A 22806-nucleotide genomic window follows, 5' to 3' on the forward strand; every position below is an offset into this window, starting at 1 on the left:
CCTCCGAGGGCCGCCGGCGTGCGAGCCTTTCGGAGGCGGCGGTAGTCTTCCTGCATGTCGCTGCGCCCCGACCTACGCAATGTACTGTCGAACTCTGGGCCGGAGAGAACGGCCGCCTTCTCCGACGCAGTGATCGCCATCGCCATGACCCTCCTGGTGCTGGACATCAAGGCCCCCGACGTGGGCAGCCGCGCGGAGTACGACGACGCCCTCCTGGACGCCGCCCCCCAGCTCGGAGCGTTCCTGCTGAGCTTCTACCTCATGAGCAGGATGTGGGTGTCGCACCATGCCTACCTGTCTGCACTGACCCACATCGACCGCGACCTGCTGAGATGGAACTGCGTCATGCTGTTCTTCATGGCGCTGACTCCTCTGCCCACGTCCATGCTCGCCAAGAACGCCTACGGCTCGCCTGTTCCCGGGATCTTCTACGCCCTGGTCATATCCGGCACACAGATGTGCATGATGGCACTGTGGCGGCATGCCTGGAAGGCCGGCCTCATGGTCAGCGACATCACCCCGGAGACCTACCGGCACACGCAGCGCAGCTCGGTATCGCTTCTGGTGATCTTCTTGACCTCGATACCCCTCATCGGAGTCTACGGCCAGTGGGCGATGCTGTTCTGGCTCCTTGCGCCTGTTGTCAGCGTCGTCGCCAAGCGCCTGGAGGCCAGGCGGGTGAAACGCGAAGGCCTTCAGCCAGACGATATGTGACCCTGTAGATCACGTGAGTGCGGACGGGCAGCCGATCGCACCCGCCCGCACGACACGACACGACATCATCTACTCACCGGCGAGTCCTTCAGTCCGGGCCGGCCAGAGCCTGCTCAATGGCGCGCATGGCGACCTCGTGGGAGTAGCCCTTGCGGCCCAGCATCGCCAGGGCGCGACGCCGACGCACGAGAGGATCAAGTCCCCGAGTCGCCGCTAGTTTCTTGCGCGCCAGGGCCAGGGCCGCATCCGCCTCGTCATCAAAGCCGATCTGTCCCAGAGCCGAGCGGATATGCTCCTCCCCCAGCCCCTTGCGGCGCAGCTCCTCGGCAATGGCCTTGCGGGCGGCGCCCTTCTCGGCGAAGCGGGTACGGGCCAGGGTGGCGGCATAGGCGGCGTCGTCAACGACCCCGGCGGATTCGAGCCGATCGAGGACCTCCTCAGCGACATGCGGGGCGACCTCCTTGCGCTCCAGGAGCTCGGCCAGCGCGGCGCGCGGGGCGGACGAGCGGCCGAGGCGCCGCAGGACGATATCCCGTGCCGCCTCGACCTCCTCCTGGTGCTTGTCAGCAGTGAGCCACGGCATCTTAGAAACCGCCGGCGTCCTCGCCGAAGGCGGAGTCGATATCCAACTCGGCATCGTTCTTCTTGGTGCGCTTCTTAGCGGTTCTCACAGCGCCCTTCGCGGCTGCATCCTTGGCAGAAGCGTCCTTGGCCTTGGTCTTGGCAGACTTGTCATCGTCCTGCGCAACGGCAGCAGCAGCCTCCTCCTCGGCCCTGCGGGCAGGTTCTCCCACGCCCAGAGCAGCCAGGATCTTGTTCTCGATCTCATCGGCGAGCTCGGGATTGTCCTTGAGGAAGGTCCGGGCGTTCTCCTTGCCCTGCCCCAGCTGATCACTGCCGTAGGTGTACCAGGCCCCCGATTTGCGGATGACGCCGTGATCGACGCCGAGGTCCAGCAGACCGCCCTCGCGGGAGATCCCCTGACCGTAGAGGATGTCGAACTCGGCCTGCTTGAAGGGCGGGGCCATCTTGTTCTTGACGACCTTGGCCTTGGTGCGGTTGCCCACGGGCTGATCCCCATCCTTGAGGGTCTGAGCGCGCCGTACATCGATACGCACCGAGGCGTAGAACTTCAGGGCCTTGCCTCCGGTCGTGGTCTCAGGATTGCCGAAGAAGACGCCGATCTTCTCACGCAGCTGATTGATGAAGATGGCGGTGGTCCCGGTGGCCGAGAGCGCCCCGGTGATCTTGCGCAGCGCCTGGCTCATGAGGCGGGCCTGCAGGCCCACGTGGGAGTCGCCCATCTCCCCCTCGATCTCCGCCTTGGGAACGAGAGCGGCCACGGAGTCGACCACGATGATGTCCAGACCGCCCGAGCGGATGAGCATGTCGGTGATCTCGAGGGCCTGCTCACCGGTGTCCGGCTGGGAGACGAGAAGGTTGTCGGTGTCAACGCCCAGGGCCTTGGCGTACACCGGGTCAAGAGCGTGTTCGGCATCGATGAAGGCCGCATTGCCCCCCGCTTTCTGGGCACTGGCGACGGCATGGAGTGCCACGGTGGTCTTGCCGGAGGACTCGGGGCCGTAGATCTCGACGATGCGGCCTCGCGGAAGTCCGCCGATCCCCAGAGCGACATCGAGTGCGGTGGAGCCGGTGGGGATGACGGCCACCGGAGGGCGGGTCTCATCCCCCAGGCGCATGACTGAGCCCTTGCCGAAGGACTTGTCGATCTGAGCGAGTGCGGTGGCCAGGGCCTTGGAGCGATCCTGGGTCTTGGCAGGGGACATGGGTCTACCTCGGGTTCTCGGGCGGCTCGACGCCGCGGCGGTCATGGCTGGTCCAGTAGTGAGATCCCCTCTCCGGGGCTCACGAACGACGCTATGCCGGACCACTGACATGTATCACCGCGCGTTATCGGGCCTTGTGAACACGAGGCGCGCGAACGTCGTCTGTGGAGCACTGTAGACGAACATGTGTTCGAATCCCATTCGAACACATGGCGTGTCGATTATCGCCGAGACGCACGCCGTCGAGCGTCCTCGCGAAAAACCCAGCGGTCGGCATCGCTGACCCGCGTCTCGTCGCACAGGGCGTGCCACACCTCACGAGGAGGCACTCCTGCGTCCAACGCCTCGGCGCACGTGGCTCTCAGGCCGGGCACCACGAGATCTTGAGCGAGAGAGCTCCCATAGGCCGAGCCGTACACGGTCTCCACGGCCTTCCAGAACTCGGAGTGCTTCATCGAGAATCCTTAGCAGACAGGCAGGAGGCGGGGCGAGATTCGCGGCGCCCCTGTGAGATCGCGCCCCCCCTGGGAGACGGGGGCGAAGCCGGCCATGAGCTCGCCGCCGAAGCATGAGTCGATGCATGAATGCAGAACCGCCTCCAGCACCGCCTGAACGGTGCCGGAGGCAGATCCGCACGAATGAAGCGACGAACAGTGTAAGTCGGCGTTAGCCGGCGTCAGTGCACCGTCAGCGCAGGGTCAGACCCTGCTGGCGCACCAGTTCGTCGGGAACCGTGTCCGGAATGGTCACGCCCTCGGTCAGGGCGATGCGGTCGGAGACCTCGCGCAGGACCACGGAGAGCGGAGCATCCAGAGCTTGGCAGATGGAGGCGAGCAGTTCGGAGGAGGCTTCTTTCTGGCCGCGCTCAACCTCTGAGAGGTATCCGAGCGAGACCCGGGCCTGGCCGGAGACCTCGCGAAGAGTGCGGCCCTGGTGCTGGCGAACCGAGCGCAGGACCTCGCCGATCTCACGGCGCAGAAGGGTGTTCTCTTGCTTGCTGGCGGTGTTGTCCGCAACCGCACCGCGCCCAGCCGTGGCGGCCGAGCGCATTGGCGCGCGTCCGACCGGCCGAGTGGGTCGGGTTGTGCGGGGGTGAGTCGCGTTGTTCATCGTGTGGTGCAACCATTCACTGCGGAGATTCATTCCCGCCCCCAAAGAGGAAAGAGGTCGGTTCCTCAGTGGCGACATGTCTCATCAAAGCCGAGAATCCTGGAAGAAACCTGAATGCGCCGTTAGTCCCAGGTAGTTCTTCAACTCCTCATCAACTCCTCACCCCGAGGAATCACTCCTCGGCCGCGTCGAGCAGCGCCACCGCGAGAGCGAGAACCGCCGTCGTCGCGCCCTCACGCACCTGCGCACGGTCCCCCTCCAGATGCAGCTCTCGCGACACGACGCCCCAGGGGGAGGCGACCGCCACATGCACGGTCCCCGCACGATGATTGTCGACAGATGCTGGACCCGCCACGCCCGTGGTCGCCAACCCCAGGTCCGCCCCCATGAGCTCGGCGACACCGCTCGCCATCTGCTTGGCGACCTCGCCGTCCACCGGACCAGTGCGCTCCAGACGGCGCTCATCAACCCCAAGCACCTGGGACTTGATCCGCGTGGCATAGGCCACCACGCCGCCGACGACAACGGCCGACGCCCCCGGGACACTGACGAGGACCGAGGAGACCTCGCCGCCCGTGAGGGACTCGGCGACCGCCACGGTCAGGCCGCGACTCTCGGCACTGGACAGGAGGTACCGGGCCGCCTCGACGAGAGTGACGGCCTTCGCAATGCCATCGCCCGAGCTCATCATGCCGCTCCTTCCCTCGGATCCGCCGTAGCCGTCCTATCCGCGGTTTCCGCGGTTTCCGACGCTCCCCGACGCGCGATGCGCCAGGCCTGAACGACGTAATCGACTCCGGTGACCACGGTGACCACCAGCGCACCGGCGATCACAGCATAGGCGCACGAGGTGACCGCACCGGCGATGGCATCGGGCAGAAGCATGCTCCAAGGGGTCAGCAAGCCGACGACGCCGAGGATCTGCAGCACGGTCTTGAGCTTGCCGCCGCAGGAAGCGGCCATGACCGCGCGCCGCAGCATGATGAAGCGGAGCAGCGTGATGCCGAGCTCGCGCACAATGATGACGATGGCGACCCACCACCATAGGCGTCCGGCGACCGCGAGCAGCACGAATGCCGACAGGGTCAGGGCCTTGTCCGCGATCGGATCGGCGATCTTGCCGAAACTGGTCACAAGGTTCCACGAACGGGCCAGCTGCCCGTCAAGCTGGTCGGTGAAGGCCGCGGCGATGAAGACGAGCGTCGCCGCCAGTCTCATGGCGTCGCCCTGGCCCAGCATGAGCCAGATGAAAACCGGCACCAGGATGAGCCTCAGCACGGTCAGAGCATTGGCGATGTTGAGCAGGGGCGCCTGAACCGGCGCTGACGCCCCCAGCGAGGCCGACGGCGCGAGGGCGTGGTGCTCATCGTGATCGGTATTGCGATCAGTGCGGTTCTCACGAGCTTCACGACCCGCGCAGTCCTCGTAGTCAGGGGGCGTCGGAGTGGCGTTCACCCGAGTAAGCCTAACGGTGAGAGCTCCCTGTGCAGGTCAGGGGCGCAACGGCGGTTCTGCAGGGCCACCCCCATGAGGGATCATGGTCCTTCCGGCCGCGCCGTGAGGACCCTAGTCTGAGGAGCATGCCTTCTCCCACACCCGAGTCCTCTCGGTCCGGCGGCTCTCCCGGCTCCACAGCCTCGTCGGCCTCGCCCTCCCGCCGACGGCGCGCCCGGGCGCTCGCTGTCGCCGCGCTGGCATGGACGGGCACATGCGCATGGCCGCTCACCGGCTGCGCGCCTCCCGCCACCGACCCGGTGACGTCGGCATCCGACTCCGAGGCCCCCGCAGCGAGCCTCTCCCCCACACCGCCGCCCGACGTGCATCTGACGATCGGATACGGCGGCGACGTGCTCATGCACATGCCCGTCATGGACGACACCGAGGGCGGGCAGGGCGATATCGCTCCGCTGACCGCAGCAGCCCAGCCCTGGACCAGCGGGGTCGACCTGGCCCTGTGCGGCATGGAAGTCCCCGTCTCCCCGAACGGCGTCGCCACCGGCTTCCCCACGTTCGGGACCCTGCCGGGCGTGGTCACCGCCTTGCGGACCACGGGCTGGGACGGGTGCGCGACCGCCTCCAATCACTCCTGGGACCAGGGGATGGACGGCGTCGTCAGCACCGCCGATACGCTCCAGGGGGCCGGCATGGGCTGGAGCGGGACCAATCGCACTGAGGCCGAGGCGGACAAGCCCTACCAGATCTACGAGCTCGAGCGCGAGGGGCGCACGGTGCGGGTCGCCCAGCTGTCCACCACCTACGGGCTCAACGGCTTCACCGCCGACCCGCAGTGGGCGGTCAACCTCAATGACGTCGAGTGGGTCGCCGGACAGGCGCGAGCGGCCCGTGAAGCGGGAGCCGACATCGTCGTCCTGCATTCCCAGATCGGCGAAGAGTACACCTCCGACCCGGTGGCCGAGCAGACCGAATACGCCCGGGCCATTGCCGATACCGGCCAGATCGACGTCCTGTTCAGCGCGCATCCGCACGTGCCGCAGACCAACGAGCTCCTTGAAGGCGGTCCGGACGGCGCGGGCATGTGGGTGTCGTACTCGGCGGGCAACTTCATCTCCAACCAGTCACCCGAACTGGGCAATGCACTGGCCGGCACCGGCACCTTCGTGTGGGTCGATGTCACGGTCAGCCAGACCGCGGACGGCACGAACGACGCGCGCGTGGACGCCCTGCACTGGCACCCCTTCACGGTGGACAACGACAACGGCCACCGCATGGTCGACCTGGCAGCGGCCCACGCCGGCGAGATCCCCGAGGGCTGCGCGCTGAGCGAGGAGGAGCTCACCAGCCGATGGGACGCGGTGACGACCTTCCTCAACATGGAGACCTATTCCGCTGATGTGCCCGCCACGACCGGCCCTGAGCCGACGGCCGCGCCGCGCGGCTGACGCACAGCCGCACAGGGAGCCGGCAACAGGCCCGGGAACCTGAGGAACCCGGGAACCCAGAATCCGAGGGAGCCGTCTAAGGAGTCCCGGACTCTCCGGCCCGAGACGGCGCCCGAACCGGACGCACCCCGCCGCAAGCCGTTACCACGAGGAGCCGCGCCCGGTCAGACTCCAGGCGTCCTCGGAGTCATCCGAGGCGGAGTCGTCGTCCCAGGACTGCGCAACCGGTGGATCCGAGTTGATATCGGAACCGGCCGCGGACTCGGCGATGCGGGAATCGGAGGCCGGCATCGCGGTCGCCGGCTGGTGGTCAGGCGCATCGGCCGCCTCCGCCGGTGCGGACTCGCTCCCGGGGGCGTCGCCCTCGCCCTTGATCCAGGCCAGCGTCTCCTGGAGCTGCTCGGGCTGCACCAGCACGTCACGAGCCTTGGAGCCCTCGGAGGGACCCACGACCTCGCGCGACTCCAGCAGATCCATGAGGCGGCCCGCCTTGGCGAAGCCGACGCGCAGCTTGCGCTGAAGCATGGAGGTCGAGCCGAACTGGCTGGAGATGATGAGCTCGGCGGCCTGCAGCAGCAGGTCCATATCGTCGCCGATCTCCTCGTCGATCTGCTTCTTGACCTCCGGAACGGTCACGTCGTCGCGGTACTCCGGCTCGAGCTGGCGCTTGACGTGCTCCACAACGGTACGGATCTCGGACTCATCGACCCACGAGCCCTGAACGCGCACGGGGGCGGAGGTGCCGGGCCCCAGATAGAGGGCATCGCCCTGACCGGTGAGGGTCTCGGCCCCGTTCTGGTCGAGGATGACGCGCGAGTCCAACTGGGAGGCGGTGGCGAAGGCCAGGCGCGAGGGCACATTGGACTTGATCAGGCCGGTGACCACGGAGGCGACCGGGCGCTGCGTGGCCAGCACCAGATGAATACCGGCGGCACGGGCCAGCTGGGTGATGCGCTGGATGGCGGCCTCGACGTCCTTGGGCGCGGTCATCATGAGGTCGGCGAGCTCATCGACGACCACCAGGAGATAGGGATAGGGCGAGATGACGCGCTGCGAACCGGGCAGGGGCTCGACCTTCCCCGCGCGCACCGCCCGGTTGAAGTCGTCTATGTGCTTGTAGCCGAAGGAGGCGAGATCGTCGTAGCGGGCGTCCATCTCGCGCACGACCCACTCCAGCGCCTCAGCCGCCTTCTTGGGGCTGGTGATGATGGGGGTGATCAGGTGCGGAATGCCCTCGTAGATCGTCAGCTCGACGCGCTTGGGGTCGACCAGCACCATGCGGACCTCCTCTGGGGTGGCCCGCATCATGATCGAGGTGATCATGGAGTTCACGAACGAGGACTTGCCCGAGCCGGTCTGACCGGCCACGAGCATGTGGGGCGTCTTGGCGAGATTGGTGACCACATAGTCGCCCTCGACGTCCTTGCCCAGCCCCACGACCAGGGGGTGCGCCTGCTTCTTGGCGGCGCCCGAGCGCAGGACGTCGCCGAGCTTGACCATCTCACGGTCGGAGTTGGGGATCTCCACGCCGATGGCGCTCTTGCCGGGGATCGGGGTCAGCAGGCGGATCTCGTCCGAGCCCACCGCGTAGGCGATGTTCTTCTCCTGACCGGTCACCCGGGAGACATTGACGCCGCGCCCCAGGTGGACCTCGTAGCGAGTGACCTGAGGGCCGCGGGTGTAGCCGGTGACCGTGGCGTCGACCTTGAATTCGGTGAAAACACCCTGAAGCTTCTCGACAATCGCGTCGTTGGCCTCGGTGCGCGTGGCGTGGCCCGGTCCGGACTCCAGAAGGCTCTCACTGGGCAGGGAGTAGGTCGTGCCGTCGGGCAGCGCCATTGATGCCATCTCCGCCATGTCCGTCATCCCGAGCTCGTCGGCGAGGTCGGGCTCGACCGACGGGGTCTCCTCGGTGACGGCATTGGGCTCGGCGGGGGGAACAGGGCGCGCTCCCTTGGACTTCCCCGCTGCGGAGCGCCCCGGACGCACGGCCGGTGGCGAAACGGGCTCATCGCCCAGGGGCACGTCGACGGGCGGATCCGCGGCCCCCGACAGTCCCGACAGGACAGAGGTCGCCGTCTCATCCCGGGCGTCGTCGGGGTCGTGCGGGGTAATCGGATCCGCCGAGTCCGCCGCACCGGTGGACGAAGACCTCGTGCGCTTACGGCGCCCGCTGCCCCGGGGGCGCTTCTCGGTCTCCAGCGCGGAGCGGAAGGGCTCGTCGCCGTCGTAGGAGTCCAGAGTCCGGGTCTCGGTCTCATCCTCCTGCGCGCGCCTGCCGCCGGCACGGCGCACCGCCCCCAGGACGCGGGTGGCCAGGTTCTCTCCGCCTGTGGACGCATCGTCCTGCTGGTCGGCGGTACCGCGACGCTCCGCCAGCTGCTCTCGCAGCTCCGCAATGGTACGGCCGGAGATCACCAGAGCGGAGAAGGCGATGAGCAGGATGAACAGGATGACGGCGGCCACCGAGGAGAACAGCACCGCCAGCGGATATCCGACGGCCCAGCCGAGCATCCCACCGGCCTCCTCCAGCGGGGCGATGCCGAGCGACAGGGACAGGGCGGGGTTGCCGGAGGTCACCTGGATGATGCCCGTCACTCCTGCGAGCGCACCGAGCGTACCGACGCTGATGCGCGCATGGACCGTTCCCAGACGGCGGACTCGCAGCATGGCGATGCCCAGCGCCCCCAGCAGAAGAGGAACAACGATCCCCAGGACGCCGACAGGACCGGCGGCCATATGGTGCAGCACGCCCCCGGCAACACCGGAGACGCCGAACCACTCGCGCAGGCCGGTGACGACGGCCAGGGCGAGGACGACGAACGCCCACCCGGTACGGCGGTAGCGGCTTCCGGATGGAGACGGTTCGATCGGCTGCGTGGGCTGCCTCGAGGCGCGCCCGCGGGGGCCCCGACTACCGGGGCGAGCAGAGGATGTGGGAGAAGTGGCCATGGTGCTCGAAACGCTATCGAACCGACGCGGCCCGAGGAGCATGCCACGCCGCTGAGATGATCATGCGTGCGTCACTCCGGGAGAATCCGGGAGAATCTCGGCATCGGGGTCGGGCTGGAGAGCCAGCAGCGCATCGATCTCATCGCGCCGCGGCGAGCGGGCCGGGCCCAGACGGCTGACGGCCTCGGCCGCGGCGGCGTTGGCGCGGCGCGCAGCGGCGACGACGTCGAGCCCATCCATGAGGCCGGCGACCAGGACACCGGTGTGCGTATCGCCGGCACCCGTGGTGTCCAGGACGTCCCGGGCGAACCCCGGCACCTCGATCATGTCGCCGTGGGCGGGCCACAGTATGCAGCCGTGCACCCCGGTGCGCCGCACGATGAGGGCATCGGGAGCGGCCTCACGCATCGCCGTCTGACTTCCGAGGCGCGCGGAGAGCTGCGTGATCTCAAGATGATTGCCCGTCAGCAGATTGGTGCGGCGCAGGAGCGGATCGATGATGGAGCCCGGGATCTCAGACTCGACGGGACCCAGGTCGGCCACCAGACTGACGCCGACGGGCAGCGCGAGAAGCCATTCGGCGAGCACGTTTCGGGACGTGCGATGAGCGAGGTCGTAACCGGTGGTGTAGACCCAGTCGCCCGGGATGAGCTCGAGACGATCGAGGTCCTCTCGCTGAGCCTCGGCCTCGACGCCCTCAGTGGTCACGAAGGTGCGTCGCCCGGAGGGCTCGATGAGAGTGGTGCAGGTGCCGATGTCGCCGACGAGCTCTTCAACGACGAGCTCGACTCCGTCGCTCATCATCGTCTCGCGCACCTGGGCGGAGTTCGGGCCGGTGCCCAGCGTGGCGGCAAGGGCGGCCGGGACCCCCTGGCGGGCGACAGCCGATACGACCGTGTAGCCCCCGCCAACGGTGGGGCCGGAGGAGGTGGCCGTGACGGCGCCGCCGGGCGCGGGCACGCGACCGACGTGGAGCGGAAGGTCGATCAGGACACTGCCGGTGGAGATGAAGCAAGGTGGGCGGCGCATGCTCGGTGGGCTCATACCCTCTCAGGCCTCGATCACGACGGGCACGATCATGGGACGACGGCGCAGGCGGCGCCCGATCCACCGCCCCAGCGTGCGGCGCATGGTCTGCTGGAGGGAATGGGCATCGGCATTCCCCTTGTCGAGAGCCTCCTGCAGCGCGGTGGTGACATCGGGCAGGATCTCGTCGAAGACAGCGGTGTCCTCGGCCACGCCCCGCGCCTGGATGTCCGGGCCGGCGAGAATGGTGCCGGTCTTGGTCTCCACCACGGCATAGACGGCCACGAAGCCCTCCTCCGCCAGGATGCGACGATCCTTGAGCTCGGTCTCGTCGATCTCCCCGACGGAGGACCCATCGACGTAGACGTAGCCGCAGGGCACCGCTCCGGCGATGCGGGAGCGCCCGTCGAGTAGATCGACGACGACGCCGTCCTCGGCGAGCATGATGTTGCCTGGGGAGATACCGGTCTTGACGGCCAGCGCGCCGTTGGCCACGAGGTGGCGGACCTCCCCGTGGATCGGCATGACGTTGCGCGGTCCCACGATGTTGTAGACGTGCAGCAGCTCCTCACTGGACGCGTGGCCGGAGACGTGGACCTTGGCATTGCCCTGATGCACGACGCGCGCGCCGAGCCGCATGAGCTGGTTGATGACGCGATTGACGGAGTTCTCATTGCCCGGGATCAGGGAGGACGCGAAGATCACGGTGTCGCCGGGCTCCAGCACGATGCTGCGGTGCTCGCCGTGAGCCATGCGCGACAGTGCCGCCATGGGCTCGCCCTGAGACCCGGTGGCCATCAGGACGCGCTCGTCCGGCGGCAGGGAGGAGACGTCCTTGGCGTCGATGAGCACGCCGTCGGGGACCCTGAGATAACCGCGCTCGGCCGCGATGCCCATATTGCGCACCATCGAACGGCCCACCAGGGCCACACGGCGCCCGTGGAGCGCCGCGGCGTCGAGAACCTGCTGGACGCGGTGGACGTGACTGGAGAAGGAGGCCACGATGATCTGCTGATCCGACTCGGCGAAGACGTTGTCGAGCACCGGGCCGATCTGGTTCTCATGGCCGATCATGCCGGGCACCTCGGCGTTGGTGGAGTCCACGCAGAACAGGTCCACGCCCTCATCGCCGAACCGCGCGAAGGACCGCAGATCGGTGATGCGCCCGTCGATGGGCAGGGAGTCGATCTTGAAATCGCCGGTGATCAGCACATTGCCGGCGTCGGTTCGGATCATGGCCGCCATCGCATCGGGGATGGAGTGGTTGACGGCGACGAATTCGAGGTCGAAGGGTCCGTAGGACACCGCCTCGTGCTCCTCGACCACGCGCAGCACCGGGCGGATGCGGTGCTCCTTGAGCTTGGCCTCCACGAAGGCGAGAGTCAGCTCGGAGCCGACCAGTGGGATGTCATTGCGCAGACGCAGCAGATAGGGAACACCACCGATGTGGTCCTCATGACCGTGCGTGAGGACCAGGGCGACGACATCGTCGAGGCGGTCCTCAATGTAGCTGAAGTCGGGCAGAATGAGGTCGACCCCCGGCTGGTCCTCTTCTGGGAACAGGACACCGCAGTCGACAATGAGCAGCTGGCCGTCGATCTCGAAGACGGTCATGTTGCGGCCGACCTCGCCGAGGCCCCCCAGGGGCACGATGCGCATCGCGCCATCGGGAATCGGACCGGGAGCCTTGAGCGTCGGGAAGTTCGTCACGCCACGCAGTCTAGATGAGTGGGACCCGGGGCAAGTACGCCACTCAGAACGATCGGGAGCAATCGGGATACAACAAGCGCCCACGACCTCCTGCAGCCCGCCCGCGACTACCCGCTCGCCTCATTCTCCCCATGGATCACAGACGAATGCCCGACCGCGAAAGCGATCGGGCATAACATAATCGGTCGATGTGCCGATGGGCCGCGGTGGCGACATGAATGAAAATGGCGAAAGCAATGAATAATTACCCGCTATTCGTACCCCGTACCGGATTTGAACCGGTGCTGCCGCCGTGAGAGGGCGGTGTCCTGGGCCGCTAGACGAACGGGGCCCTGGCTCAGAAAACACATGGAGGATTATGAGGATACAGTCTCCTGTGCTCTCCTGGCTCGTACCCCGTACCGGATTTGAACCGGTGCTGCCGCCGTGAGAGGGCGGTGTCCTGGGCCGCTAGACGAACGGGGCCTGATATATGTACTTGTTTGAGGAGGATGCTGAGAATAATTCAGCAAGCCGATGCCGCTCCGACAATAAACACGGACCGAGTCTTCGAAACCTCCGCTGGGGTACCAGGACTCGAACCTAGAATGGATGAACCAGAATCACCTGTGTTGCCAATTACACCATACCCCAGTGCTTGCTCACCTCGGGACGCGAACCTCCCTCAGCAGCGGGAGATAATTTACACGCAGACCCTGTCGCCGACAAACCCGAGCTACGTGAGTGCAACCACACCGACTGCACGCCGTCTGCCGGCCGCCACCGGCCGCGGATCGCCGTTGCAGTTCCATCGGGTCCATCGGGTCCATCGGGCCCCGCACCAAGAAGACCGCCGGGATCCAGTAGGGGCCGGCAGAGGCCTGACGCACGCGCTCCGAGACCGTAGACTGTGCTTAGACGCTGCCAGTGCCCGCCATCGTCCACCCCCGTCATCATCCTGACAGCGCCCTTCACAACCCTTCGCCACCCTTCAATCTTTCTCAGCGTCCTTGTCCGCACCTTCGTCACCTCAGAGGCCCAGATGATCCCCACTTCTCCTTCTCGCACCCGGAAACGCGCCGCACGAGCTCTCAGCGCCTTCCTGTGCCTGACCACCTTCGCGCTGGGCTCCTGCTCCATCTTCTCCAAGACCAACACGGAGGCAACGGAAGACAACTCCCCGAGGCCCACGGCGGAGGCCCCCACCATCGACCCGATTAACAGCCCCACACCGGAGGCCGGACATGGCCACCGCACGGCGGAGGCCCCCACCATCGACCCGTCCGCCTCACCGACCCCATGGACGGCCCCGTCGTTGAAGTTCTACAACGAGGACACCTCGGTGTGGTACCAGGACGACTCGATAGCCAATCCCGACGCCGTCACCGACCAGGGCAACATTGAGGGCTTCCGCACCCACGACGGCAATTGCCAGGGCATTGAGAAGCGCGACATCTCCGAGAAAATCCACGACAACCCCCTGTCGGATGATGAGATGAGCTCGTTCCTTGTAGATGTCAAGGACAGCAATATCAGCGACGTCTCCGAGACGAGCCGCGAGACCGTGGACCGAGTACGCGATGACGGTGGCACCATGGACGGCTATTCGATCGGCTGGACGGGAACCCTCACGTCCGAGAGCGGAGAGTCGCAGGAGGTTGAGGGTTATAAGTTCGCGCGCGCCGTCGGTGACGCCGGGCTCAACTTCTCGGCCATGGTCTTGTGCCACAGGGGATCGAGCATCACGAACGACCAGTGGCAGACCATTCTGGGCGGCATTCGCATCGAGGGCCTGACCGCGGGCAAGATGAAGTGATCCCAGCTCTCAAAGCTCCGCAGCTCCCCCGCAGTTACCGGGAATGACCGCGGGGAGACGACGGGGCCGGCCAGGACATCCTGGCCGGCCCCGTTCTCGGTTCTCGGCCTTCTCGGTTCTCGTTCGCCTCAGCCCAGCCGACTCCGCAGCTCGCGCAGCCTCGCCAGTGACGAGCCGGAGCCGAGGATCTCCATGGACTCGAACAGGGGCGGCGAGACCTGGCGGCCGGTCACGGCCACGCGCAGCGGACCGAAAGCCAGACGGGGCTTGATGCCCTCCCCACCGGGCATTCCCCGGCCTTCGACGATGGCCGCCCGCAGAGCGTCCTCCAGCCCGGCCGCCGTCCACTGCTCCTCGGTGAGCCCCTCGAGAGCCCGGATGCCGGCGTCCAGCACGTCCGCCGCAGAGTCCTTGAGCCTGCCCCGGGCCCTGTCGTCGACGACGAGCTCGGAGTCGGACACGAACAGGAAGCCGAGCATGTCCCGGCACTCGCGCAGCATCTGGATCCGGGTCTGGATCAGGGGCGCGGCGGCGTCCAGAATCTCCTGCTCGCGCGCGGTGAGCTCATCGAAAGTCGCCCCCGAGACCAGGGGCGCCTGGGGCACCTGGCCGGTGGGGTCGGGGTAAACGTCGGCGAGGTAGGGCACCAGGCGGTCGCGGAAGTCCTTCTCATCCAGGGCCCGAACCTGCTCGGCGTTGATGGCCTCGCACTTCTTGGGGTCGAAGCGGGCCGGATTGGGGTTGACGTCGGCGACGTCGAAGGCCGCAATCATCTCCGCGGCGGAGAAGACGTCCCGGTCAGCGCTCAGGGACCACCCCAGCAGTGCCAGGTAATTGAGGAGACCCTCGGGGATCATGCCGCGGTAGCGGTGGATGAGGAGGTTGGACTCGGGATCGCGCTTGGACAGCTTCCGGTTGCCCTCCCCCATGACATAGGGAAGGTGGCCGAACTCGGGCACGACCTGCGCGCGGCCAATGGCGACCAGGGCGCGGTACAGGACGATCTGGCGAGGGGTGGAGGAGAGCAGGTCCTCTCCGCGCAGTACATGGGTGATGCCCATGGCGGCATCGTCGACCGGGTTGACCAGGGTGTAAAGAGGCTGCCCGCCGGCGCGCACGACGACGTAGTCGGGGACCGAGCCCGCCTTGAAGGTGATGGGCCCGCGCACCAGGTCGTCGAAGGTGATGTCCTCGTCCGGCATCCGCATGCGCAGGACGGGGCGGCGGCCCTCGGCCCGGAAGGCTTCCTTCTGCTCCTCGGTGAGATGGCGGTCGTAGCCGTCGTAGCCGAGCTGGGGAGGCTCCCCCTTGGCCCGGTGACGCGCCTCGATCTCCTCGGGCGTGGAGAAGGACTCGTACAGATAGCCGGCCTCCAGCAGCTCGGAGGCGACCTGCTTGTACAGGTCCATGCGCTGGGACTGGCGGTAGGGCCCATGGGGGCCGCCCTTGCCGACGCCCTCGTCCCAGTCCAGTCCGAGCCAGGTCAGGGAGTCGATGATGGCCGCGAAGGACTCCTCGGAGTCCCGGGCGGCGTCGGTGTCCTCAATGCGGAAGACGAAGGTGCCGCCGGTGTGACGGGCATAGGCCCAGTTGAACAGGCACGTGCGAACCATGCCCACATGCGGAGCCCCCGTGGGCGAGGGGCAGAAGCGAACGCGGATCGGGCTGGATCCGGGTGGGGCAGCCGCCGCGGCTGCGACGGATGAAGAGGAGTCGTTCTCAGTCATAATGGCGCAAGCCTAGCGCCAGCGGCCCCTCCCCCGACGGCGCGGCTCCCGGCGCCGAGCACCGGTCGTCGAACGGCTTCCTCCGGGTGGACGCGGCTCCTTAGGGTGACGCCATGACAGAGACCTCCCCTGCTACCGCCTCCACCGCCCACCACAACGATTCTGCGCTGCCCTTCGACGCGCTGACGCCGGAGATCATGCGCAGCCGGAACTCGTTGAAGTGGAGTCGATACGACGGCGATGTCATCGGCGCCTGGGTGGCCGAGATGGACCTGGGCACCGCGCCGGCCGTCACGGCAGTCCTGCGTCGCGCCGTTGAGAACGGCTGCCTGGGGTACATGCCGACGGGAGCGGATCGGGCCGCCCGCGAAGCAGTCGCCTCATTCCACGCGCAGACCTTCGGTTGGAAGGTTCCGGTTGGGGATGTGAGCCTGCTGCCCAATGTCCTATCCGCACTGGAGGCGGTCATCGAGCACCACACCGAGCCGGGCTCCGCGGTGATCGTGCCCACACCCGCCTACATGCCATTCCTGTCGATACCGGGCAGGCACGGCCGCGAGTGCATCCAGGTCCCGGCGCTCCATGGGAGCGGCACCAGCGGACGCCCCGACTGGACGCTCGATCTGGACCGCATCGAAGCGGCCATGGCAGCAGGCGGGGGCCTGCTGGTGCTCTGCAATCCCTGGAATCCGGTCGGCCGGGTTCTGGAGCCGGCCGAGCTCGACGACGTGGCGTCGTTGTCGTCGCGCTACCGGGTGCCGGTCTTCGCCGACGAGATCCACTCCTCCCTCGTCCTTGACCCCGAGGCGGTGCACACATGCTACGGCTCACGGTCCGCCGCCGAGGACGATCTGACATTCACGGCGACCGCCGTATCCAAGGGCTGGAACATCCCCGGACTCATGTGCGCCCAACTCATCGCATCAGGCGGCGCCAGGGCCTCCTGGGAGGCATCCGCCCCCAGTGCGCACCTGGCGGATGAGGCGGCGCCCCTGGGAGCGCAAGCGGTCACCGCCGCGCTCTCACCCGAGGGGCTGGAGTGGAACCGGAACGTCCGCGACTACATCCGCGGCAATGTCGAGCTCGTCGCCGAGGCACTGGCAGACATTGAGGAGGTGCGACTGACCGAGCCCGCGGGCACCTACCTGGCGTGGCTGGACTGCTCCGGCCTGTCCGGCTTGGAACGGGCCGAGGGGATGGCCCCCGCCCGGTTCTTCCGCCGAGAACCGGGGGTGGCGATGAACCCGGGAGCGGCCTTCGGACAGGGGTATGAGCGCTTCTGCCGCCTCAACCTGGCCACGAGCCGGGGCATCGCCTCCCAGATCGCCCAGCGCCTGGTCGGAGCGATTCGCGGAGGGCGGGGCTGAAGCGACTCATCGGCGCATGACGGGGTTGGAGAAGGAGCCGATGCCTTCGACCTCGACCTCGACGCGCTGCCCGGCCCGGATCTCGCCCACACCGGCGGGCGTTCCGGTCAGAATGACGTCACCGGGCAGGAGGGTGAAGATACTCGACACGTAGGAGATGAGCTCGGGAACCGACTTGATCATGTCGCCCGTCGAACCCTCCTGAACAACAGCGCCATCCACTCGCGCGCGCACCACCGCATCACCCGGGTCGAAAGCGGTATCGGCACCGGGCTCGGGCATCTCGATCCACGGCCCCAAGGGACAGGAGGTGTCGAAGGCCTTGGCGCGCGTCCAGGTCGCGTCTCCGCGCTGGCGGTCTCGGGCGGAGACATCGTTGGCGACCGCGTACCCCAGGATCACTCGGGGGGCGTCGGCGGGGTCGAGGTCCTTGGCCACCGACTTGATGACGACGGCCAGCTCCGCCTCGTAATGGACCTCGTCGGACCAGGCGGGCAGCACGATAGGAGAGTCGGGGCCGGTGACGGAGGTGTTGGGCTTGAGGAAGACGATCGGCTCGGACGGGGCCCCACCGCCCATCTCCTCGGCGTGAGCGGCGTAGTTCTTGCCGATGCCCACGACCTTGGAACGCGGGATGACGGGCGATACGAGCCGAGCCTCGCTGAGGGCGACCACCTCGCCAGTCGCCTCGGGAAGGGTGTAAAGGGGATCGCCCTTCAAAACGATGAGATGACCGTCGGATTCCCCGGAGGGGACCGGATCATCGACCGGCAGCCCCTCGACGATCCCGTAACGGAAGTCCTCACCGGTGGAGAAGCGCGCAATCTTCATGGGTGCAGCGTAGAGGAACGGCGCTGGGGAAACCCGGATTGGCGGAAGGGCGGCCGCATCGACATCTGAGCCTGTCGGCCATGCCGACATGGCGGCGAGGCGACCGCCCCCTGTCCCCGGTCATTCAGTAGTGTGGCGGCCGGCATTGGCCTTGCTCCACACCTCGCCGGGCAGGGGGCCCGGCAGGTGCGGGTTGTCCTCGGCGACGAAACGGATCTCACTGATCTCTCCGGCGTTCAGGAGCCGCCTCTGGACCTCCCAGTCGATCAGGGCGCCGAAGGCCCACTTGCCCAGCAGGACGATCGCCACGATATTGATGATCGCCATGAGACCCATGACGACGTCGGACAGGTTCCAGACGAAGTCCAGCGAGGCCACAGCCCCGATCCCGGCGGCCACCACGATCATGGCGCGCAGGGCGTACACCATGACCGTGTCGGTCCGGGTGTCGCGCTTGCGGCCCAGCCCCAGTAGGAAGTCCACGTTGACCTGGGCGTAGGTGTAGTTGCCCAGCAGCGATGAGTAGGCGAACACGAAGATGATGGCCGCCATGAGGTACTCGGACCAACCACCCAGGACTGCGCCGATCGAGGAGGAGGTCAGGGTCGACGAGGCTTCCTTGGCCGCCGCCTCGCCCATGGCCAGGGTGCTTTCGGGCGAGTAGACCCCGGAGAGCAGCACGATGAGGGCGGTGGCGGTGCACACGATGATGGTGTCGACGAACACGCCGAAGGACTGGACCAGGCCCTGCTGGACCGGGTGGGCGACCGTGGCCGTGGCTGCGGCGTTGGGGACCGACCCCTCCCCCGCCTCGTTGGAGAACAGACCGCGCTTGATGCCGTTGAGGGCGGCGGCGACGAAGCCGCCGGCGACACCGGCGAAGGCCTGGTCGATCCCGAAGGCTCCTTCGATGATGCTCATCATCGCGTCGGGGATGGCGCTCGCGTGGATCACGAGCACGACGATCGCCAGGAGGGCGTAGACGCCGGCCATGATCGGGGCCATCCACTCGGCGATCTTCGCCACGGCCGTGATGCCGCCGAAGACGACGGGCGCCGTGATGAGGACCAGAATGATCGCGGTCCACTGCGGCGACACGTCGAAGGTGCCCATCATGACTCCGGAGATGGCGTTGGCCTGAGTGGCCTCGTAGGCGAACCCGAAGACGAAGGTGATGACGACGGCGAAGACGCTCGCCCACGCCTTCGAGCCCAGGCCCCGGCTGATGTAGTAGGCGGGGCCGCCGCGGAAGGTGCCCTCCGGATGAGGGATCTTGTACAGCTGGGCCAGGGTCGCCTCGATGAACCCGGTGGCCATGCCCACGAGCGCCACGACCCACATCCAGAACACGGCGCCCGGACCGCCCAAGGTGATGGCCAGGGCGACGCCCACGATGTTGCCGGTCCCCACGCGCGAGGCCAGGCCGATGGTGAATGCCTGGAAGGAGGAGATGCCCGCATCACCGTCGCGTGAGCCCGCGATGGCGCGCAGCATCTGGCCGAACAGGCGCAACTGCACGCCGCGCGTGCGCACGGTGAACCAGACACCGGCTGCGATGAGCAGCCAGGCGAGGAAATTACCGTACAGGTGCTCCGCGACCTTGCTGAGCCAATCGGCTGGACCGTCGAAGAAACCGGCGGTCGGTGACAGTACTGCGGGGAGCATATGGGCCTCCGGAATCGGGAGCTCGTGCTGCCCGCGGGGTTACGGGCAGCCAACGCACCCCAACCTAGACCGTCCGCGTTTCAGCGAGGTGTCGTCCCGTGGCGGCCCTGAGGTCCCCGACCACCCTCAGCGCGACCAGACGTCTCCGGGCAGCCGGCCGGGAAGGTACGGGTTGCCCGCGGCGACGAAACGAACGGAGTCGGCGGCGCGGGTACCGGCCGCCACCTCGGCGCGCTGAGCCTCCCAGTCGCGCAGGACGCCACGAGCCCATCGGCTCAGCACGACCAGGGCGACCAGGTTGATCAGAGCCCCCGTGCCGAGCAGGACATCGGCCAGAGTCCACACGGTCTTCAGCGCCGCTCCCCCGCCGATGAAGGCGCATGCCACGGCGGCGACGCGCAGCGCCCACCTGGCCGTCGGGGTCCGGGTCAGGTAGTCCAGACAGACCTCGGCGTAGGAGAAGGCGCCCAGAATCGTGGAGTAGGCCAGCACCATGATGAGGATCGTCATGGGCCAGGAGGTCCATTGCCCCAGAACGGATGCGATGGCGTTCTGCGTCAGTGTGCCCGAGACGCTGTCGTCCCCGAGGCCGGTCACGCCAGGGGTGTATACCGAGCCGTCGATGCGTCCGGCGATGAGAATGGCCAGGGCAGTGGCCGTGCACACCAGGACGGTATCGACGAGCACGCCGAAGGCCTGGATGAAGCCCTGCTGCGTCGGATGGGCCACGGTGGCGGATCCGGCCGCGCAGGCCGCACCGCCCAGCCCCGCCTCGTTGGAGAACAGGCCGCGCCGCACGCCGTTGAGCACGGCCATGGCGATACCCCCAGCAGTACCGGCCAGGCCGGCCCGCAGGCTGAAGGCGCCCGCGACGATGTCGCCCACGGCGGCGGCGGCCTGCGCGGGATGCAGGGCGATGATCGCCACGACGAGAAGCAGGTAGAGGATGGCCATGGCCGGCGCCATCCACTCGGTGACGCGGGCGATGGACCGCAGCCCGCCGAGCAGGACCGGTGCGACTAGCACCACCACGATCACGGCTCCCCACCATGGGCTCAGGGCCGCGGAACCGTTCAGCGCGGCCGTCATCGCATTGGCCTGCACCATTGGCATGGCCAGCCCATTGGCGATCATGAACAGGACCGCGAAGATGCCGCCGAGCACCGGCAGGCGCAAGCCGCGGGCGATGTAGTAGGCAGGGCCGCCGCGGTAGGTGCCGTCACCGCGGTCCACCTTGAACAACTGGCCCAGGGTCGCCTCGGTGAAGGCGGTGGCCGTGCCCAGCAAGGCCACCAGCCACATCCAGAACACGGCGCCAGGCCCTCCTAGGACCAGGGCGAGGGCGACACCGACGATGTTGCCGGTCCCCACGCGGCAGGCCAGTCCCACGGCGAAGGCCTGGAAGGAGGAGATGCCGCCCGCGGCGCCGCCTCGCGAGCCCGCGACGGCCCGTGCGATGGAGCCCATGTGCCGCAGCTGAACGGCACGCGTGCCGAATGTGAACCAGATGCCGGCGCCGAGCAGCACCCATACCAGGATGGTGCCGAACAGCCAGTCCGACATCATGGATATGAGCGAGTTGATGATCTCCATGGCCGCCATGGTTCAGTGCTCCTGCTCCGAGCCGGAGGTATCGTGCCCCGCCCTGCGGTCGAGGCGGTCGTCGGCCCGCGGAGCCTCCCAGATGCCCTCCAGGACATCACCGGGCAGGTACGGGTTGGAGTGGCCGACGAAGACCGGCTCCTCGCCGACGGCGATCTGGGCCTCGAAATCGCGCAGGGCGCCGATCGCCCACGGAGTCAGGCGCACGATGACGACGAGATTGAGCACGCCGAGCAGCCCCAGGGCGATATCGGTCAGCGCCCACACGATCGGCAGGGTGAGGACGGTGCCGGCGAAGGCGGCGGCCGTCAGCACGACGCCGAAGAGCTGCTCGGCCCGGCGCTCGCCGCCCAGGAAGTTCACATTGACCTGGGAGTAGGAGTAGCAGCCCAGCACCGTGGAGAAGACGAGGACGAAGATGAGCACGACCATGGGCCAGATGGTCCATTCCCCGAGGTGCTCCACGACGGCCTGCTGGGTCAGGACAGCGCCGACGACGCTGTCGTCGCCGGGGCGGTAGGTGTCGGTGGTCAGCAGGATGATGAGGCCGGTGGCGGTGCACACCAGGATGGTGTCCACGAAGACCCCGAAGGACTGGATGAGGCCCTGGCGCACGGGGTGGGCCACGGTGGCGGTACCGGCCGCATTGGGGACGGTGCCCAGGCCCGCCTCGTTGGAGAACAGGCCGCGCCGCACGCCGTTGAGCACGGCCGCCGTGATCCCGCCGGCGGTGCCGAACAGGGTCTGGTCGGCGCCGAAGGCCCCATGGACGATCTGGGACAGGACGCGCGGGAGCTCACCGATGTTGATCAGGAGGACCACCAGGGCGACCAGCACGTAGGCCAGTGCCATGAGGGGGGCCACGACCTCGGTGACGCGGGCGACGGACTTCAGACCTCCCAGGACGATCGGAGCGGTCAGGAGCACGAGTGCGACACCGACCATCCACGGGGCGACCTCGGGCACGGTGGCGTTGATCACGCCCGCCAGGGAGTTGGTCTGCACCATGACGACGGTCACTCCGACGCTGAGGATGCACATGCCCGCGAACACGGCTCCCCATGCCCTGGAGCCCAGGCCGTTCTTGATGTAATAGGCGGGGCCTCCCTGGAAGGTGAAGTCCCTGCCGCGCTCCTTGAAGATCTGGGCGAGGGTGGACTCCACGAAGGCGGTGGCCATGCCGATGATGGCGACCACCCACATCCAGAACAGCGCACCCGGCCCGCCGAAGACGATGGCCAGGGCCACACCGGCGACGTTGCCGATGCCGACGCGCGCCGCCAGCCCGACGGCGAAGGCCTGGAAGGAGGAGATACCGCCCTGCGCGCCGGAGCGCGAGCCGGTGATACTGCGAATCATCGTGCCCAGGTGCCGCAGCTGGACGCCGCGGGTGCGCACGGTGAAGTACAGGCCGACCGTCACCAGCAGTGCCGAGAGCCCGTAGGCGTAGAAGCGGTCGTCGATGAGGTTCAGGGTGGTCTCGACATCTTCGAGGGACAGAGTGCGGGGCGCGGTTGCGGGCGCGGCGGTGCTCATCGTTCTGCTCCTGTCGCAGCAGCGGGCCGGGTGATCGGGAGAGTCCGTGGAAGAGTCCTGGGAATCGTCGGGATCATGAGGTTC

18 protein-coding genes and 3 tRNA genes are annotated in these 22806 nt (G+C 67.6%); 4 read left to right on the forward strand and 17 right to left on the reverse strand.

The window, feature by feature from the left end; translation table 11 throughout:
* The first annotated feature begins 54 nt into the window (after positions 1-54).
* Complete coding sequence (locus W5W_RS0111255) at positions 55-714, forward strand: TMEM175 family protein (RefSeq protein ID WP_008732697.1); 660 nt, start codon at positions 55-57, stop codon at positions 712-714.
* A gap of 88 nt (positions 715-802) precedes the next feature.
* On the opposite strand, the gene W5W_RS0111260 is transcribed toward W5W_RS0111255, so the two are convergent.
* The 6 genes from W5W_RS0111260 to pgsA all read right to left on the reverse strand — a co-directional run bounded on the left by W5W_RS0111260 (position 803) and on the right by pgsA (position 5066).
* Entirely contained in the window at positions 803-1297 is a 495-nt protein-coding gene (locus W5W_RS0111260) for a regulatory protein RecX (RefSeq protein ID WP_008732787.1), read from the reverse strand.
* A 1-nt stretch (position 1298) separates the two neighbouring features.
* Positions 1299-2501: a recombinase RecA gene (recA, locus tag W5W_RS0111265; protein WP_008732646.1), complete on the reverse strand. Its 1203-nt coding sequence runs from the start codon at positions 2499-2501 to the stop codon at positions 1299-1301.
* 221 nt (positions 2502-2722) lie between these two features.
* Positions 2723-2956 (reverse strand): DUF3046 domain-containing protein, encoded by a 234-nt coding sequence (locus W5W_RS0111270; RefSeq protein ID WP_008732727.1) that lies wholly within the window; start codon positions 2954-2956, stop codon positions 2723-2725.
* A 232-nt stretch (positions 2957-3188) separates the two neighbouring features.
* Positions 3189-3611 carry a helix-turn-helix domain-containing protein gene (locus tag W5W_RS0111280; protein WP_029574279.1) on the reverse strand — a complete coding sequence of 141 codons (423 nt, stop codon included), beginning with the start codon at positions 3609-3611 and terminating at the stop codon, positions 3189-3191.
* A 172-nt stretch (positions 3612-3783) separates the two neighbouring features.
* Positions 3784-4302 (reverse strand): CinA family protein, encoded by a 519-nt coding sequence (locus W5W_RS0111285; RefSeq protein ID WP_008732678.1) that lies wholly within the window; start codon positions 4300-4302, stop codon positions 3784-3786.
* Positions 4299-5066 (reverse strand): CDP-diacylglycerol--glycerol-3-phosphate 3-phosphatidyltransferase, encoded by a 768-nt coding sequence (pgsA, locus tag W5W_RS0111290; RefSeq protein ID WP_017195459.1) that lies wholly within the window; start codon positions 5064-5066, stop codon positions 4299-4301. The genes W5W_RS0111285 and pgsA overlap by 4 nt, the downstream gene beginning before the upstream one ends.
* A gap of 125 nt (positions 5067-5191) precedes the next feature.
* Between pgsA and W5W_RS0111295 the strand changes: the two genes are divergently transcribed.
* Positions 5192-6511: a CapA family protein gene (locus W5W_RS0111295; protein WP_017195460.1), complete on the forward strand. Its 1320-nt coding sequence runs from the start codon at positions 5192-5194 to the stop codon at positions 6509-6511.
* 141 nt (positions 6512-6652) lie between these two features.
* Here the strand turns inward: W5W_RS0111295 and W5W_RS0111300 are convergent, their stop codons facing one another.
* From W5W_RS0111300 to W5W_RS0111325, 6 genes are all read right to left on the reverse strand, one after another.
* The gene (locus W5W_RS0111300; RefSeq protein WP_017195461.1) at positions 6653-9505 is read right to left on the reverse strand and encodes a DNA translocase FtsK; all 2853 of its coding nucleotides are present in this window, start codon (positions 9503-9505) and stop codon (positions 6653-6655) included.
* An 18-nt stretch (positions 9506-9523) separates the two neighbouring features.
* On the reverse strand, positions 9524-10492 hold the full coding sequence (locus W5W_RS0111305) for a PfkB family carbohydrate kinase (RefSeq protein WP_017195462.1): 969 nt from the start codon (positions 10490-10492) through the stop codon (positions 9524-9526).
* A gap of 21 nt (positions 10493-10513) precedes the next feature.
* Positions 10514-12148: a ribonuclease J gene (locus W5W_RS0111310; protein ID WP_017195463.1), complete on the reverse strand. Its 1635-nt coding sequence runs from the start codon at positions 12146-12148 to the stop codon at positions 10514-10516.
* 309 nt (positions 12149-12457) lie between these two features.
* Positions 12458-12530 (reverse strand) — tRNA-Glu (locus W5W_RS0111315).
* A gap of 61 nt (positions 12531-12591) precedes the next feature.
* Positions 12592-12664 (reverse strand) — tRNA-Glu (locus W5W_RS0111320).
* A gap of 96 nt (positions 12665-12760) precedes the next feature.
* Positions 12761-12832 (reverse strand) — tRNA-Gln (locus tag W5W_RS0111325).
* A 388-nt stretch (positions 12833-13220) separates the two neighbouring features.
* Here W5W_RS0111325 and W5W_RS0111330 point away from each other — a divergent pair.
* On the forward strand, positions 13221-13994 hold the full coding sequence (locus W5W_RS0111330; protein ID WP_017195464.1) for a hypothetical protein: 774 nt from the start codon (positions 13221-13223) through the stop codon (positions 13992-13994).
* A gap of 128 nt (positions 13995-14122) precedes the next feature.
* Here the strand turns inward: W5W_RS0111330 and gltX are convergent, their stop codons facing one another.
* Entirely contained in the window at positions 14123-15721 is a 1599-nt protein-coding gene (gltX, locus tag W5W_RS0111335; RefSeq protein ID WP_034498929.1) for a glutamate--tRNA ligase, read from the reverse strand.
* A 113-nt stretch (positions 15722-15834) separates the two neighbouring features.
* Here gltX and W5W_RS0111340 point away from each other — a divergent pair, with 113 nt between their 5' ends.
* Positions 15835-17088, forward strand: a complete 1254-nt coding sequence (locus W5W_RS0111340) for a MalY/PatB family protein (RefSeq protein WP_017195466.1) — start codon at positions 15835-15837, stop codon at positions 17086-17088.
* Between the two features lie 6 nt (positions 17089-17094).
* On the opposite strand, the gene W5W_RS0111345 is transcribed toward W5W_RS0111340, so the two are convergent.
* The 4 genes from W5W_RS0111345 to W5W_RS0111360 form a co-directional block, all read right to left on the reverse strand.
* Positions 17095-17919, reverse strand: coding sequence for a fumarylacetoacetate hydrolase family protein (locus tag W5W_RS0111345; protein ID WP_017195467.1), 825 nt, complete (start codon positions 17917-17919; stop codon positions 17095-17097).
* 120 nt (positions 17920-18039) lie between these two features.
* Positions 18040-19584: an alanine/glycine:cation symporter family protein gene (locus W5W_RS0111350; RefSeq protein ID WP_017195468.1), complete on the reverse strand. Its 1545-nt coding sequence runs from the start codon at positions 19582-19584 to the stop codon at positions 18040-18042.
* Positions 19585-19710: 126 nt separating this feature from the next.
* The gene (locus W5W_RS0111355; protein WP_017195469.1) at positions 19711-21186 is read right to left on the reverse strand and encodes an alanine/glycine:cation symporter family protein; all 1476 of its coding nucleotides are present in this window, start codon (positions 21184-21186) and stop codon (positions 19711-19713) included.
* Positions 21187-21189: 3 nt separating this feature from the next.
* Complete coding sequence (locus W5W_RS0111360) at positions 21190-22722, reverse strand: alanine/glycine:cation symporter family protein (RefSeq protein WP_017195470.1); 1533 nt, start codon at positions 22720-22722, stop codon at positions 21190-21192.
* Positions 22723-22806: the final 84 nt, after the last annotated feature.

The sequence above is a fragment of the Actinomyces massiliensis 4401292 genome (assembly GCF_000269805.1).
In the GTDB taxonomy this organism is placed as follows: Bacteria; Actinomycetota; Actinomycetes; order Actinomycetales; family Actinomycetaceae; genus Actinomyces; species Actinomyces massiliensis.

Bases quoted from the DNA above. Each gene is read 5' to 3' on its own strand.
- W5W_RS0111330 (WP_017195464.1), top strand. From the start codon at position 13,221: ATGATCCCCACTTCTCCTTCTCGCACCCGGAAACGCGCCGCACGAGCT.
- W5W_RS0111345 (WP_017195467.1), bottom strand. From the start codon at position 17,919: ATGAAGATTGCGCGCTTCTCCACCGGTGAGGACTTCCGTTACGGGATC.
- recA (WP_008732646.1), bottom strand. From the start codon at position 2,501: ATGTCCCCTGCCAAGACCCAGGATCGCTCCAAGGCCCTGGCCACCGCA.
- W5W_RS0111285 (WP_008732678.1), bottom strand. From the start codon at position 4,302: ATGATGAGCTCGGGCGATGGCATTGCGAAGGCCGTCACTCTCGTCGAG.
- W5W_RS0111255 (WP_008732697.1), top strand. From the start codon at position 55: ATGTCGCTGCGCCCCGACCTACGCAATGTACTGTCGAACTCTGGGCCG.
- W5W_RS0111355 (WP_017195469.1), bottom strand. From the start codon at position 21,186: ATGGCGGCCATGGAGATCATCAACTCGCTCATATCCATGATGTCGGAC.
- W5W_RS0111300 (WP_017195461.1), bottom strand. From the start codon at position 9,505: ATGCTCCTCGGGCCGCGTCGGTTCGATAGCGTTTCGAGCACCATGGCC.
- W5W_RS0111270 (WP_008732727.1), bottom strand. From the start codon at position 2,956: ATGAAGCACTCCGAGTTCTGGAAGGCCGTGGAGACCGTGTACGGCTCG.
- W5W_RS0111305 (WP_017195462.1), bottom strand. From the start codon at position 10,492: ATGCGCCGCCCACCTTGCTTCATCTCCACCGGCAGTGTCCTGATCGAC.
- W5W_RS0111295 (WP_017195460.1), top strand. From the start codon at position 5,192: ATGCCTTCTCCCACACCCGAGTCCTCTCGGTCCGGCGGCTCTCCCGGC.
- W5W_RS0111360 (WP_017195470.1), bottom strand. From the start codon at position 22,722: ATGAGCACCGCCGCGCCCGCAACCGCGCCCCGCACTCTGTCCCTCGAA.
- W5W_RS0111260 (WP_008732787.1), bottom strand. From the start codon at position 1,297: ATGCCGTGGCTCACTGCTGACAAGCACCAGGAGGAGGTCGAGGCGGCA.
- W5W_RS0111340 (WP_017195466.1), top strand. From the start codon at position 15,835: ATGACAGAGACCTCCCCTGCTACCGCCTCCACCGCCCACCACAACGAT.
- W5W_RS0111280 (WP_029574279.1), bottom strand. From the start codon at position 3,611: ATGAACAACGCGACTCACCCCCGCACAACCCGACCCACTCGGCCGGTC.
- gltX (WP_034498929.1), bottom strand. From the start codon at position 15,721: ATGACTGAGAACGACTCCTCTTCATCCGTCGCAGCCGCGGCGGCTGCC.
- W5W_RS0111350 (WP_017195468.1), bottom strand. From the start codon at position 19,584: ATGCTCCCCGCAGTACTGTCACCGACCGCCGGTTTCTTCGACGGTCCA.
- W5W_RS0111310 (WP_017195463.1), bottom strand. From the start codon at position 12,148: ATGCGCATCGTGCCCCTGGGGGGCCTCGGCGAGGTCGGCCGCAACATG.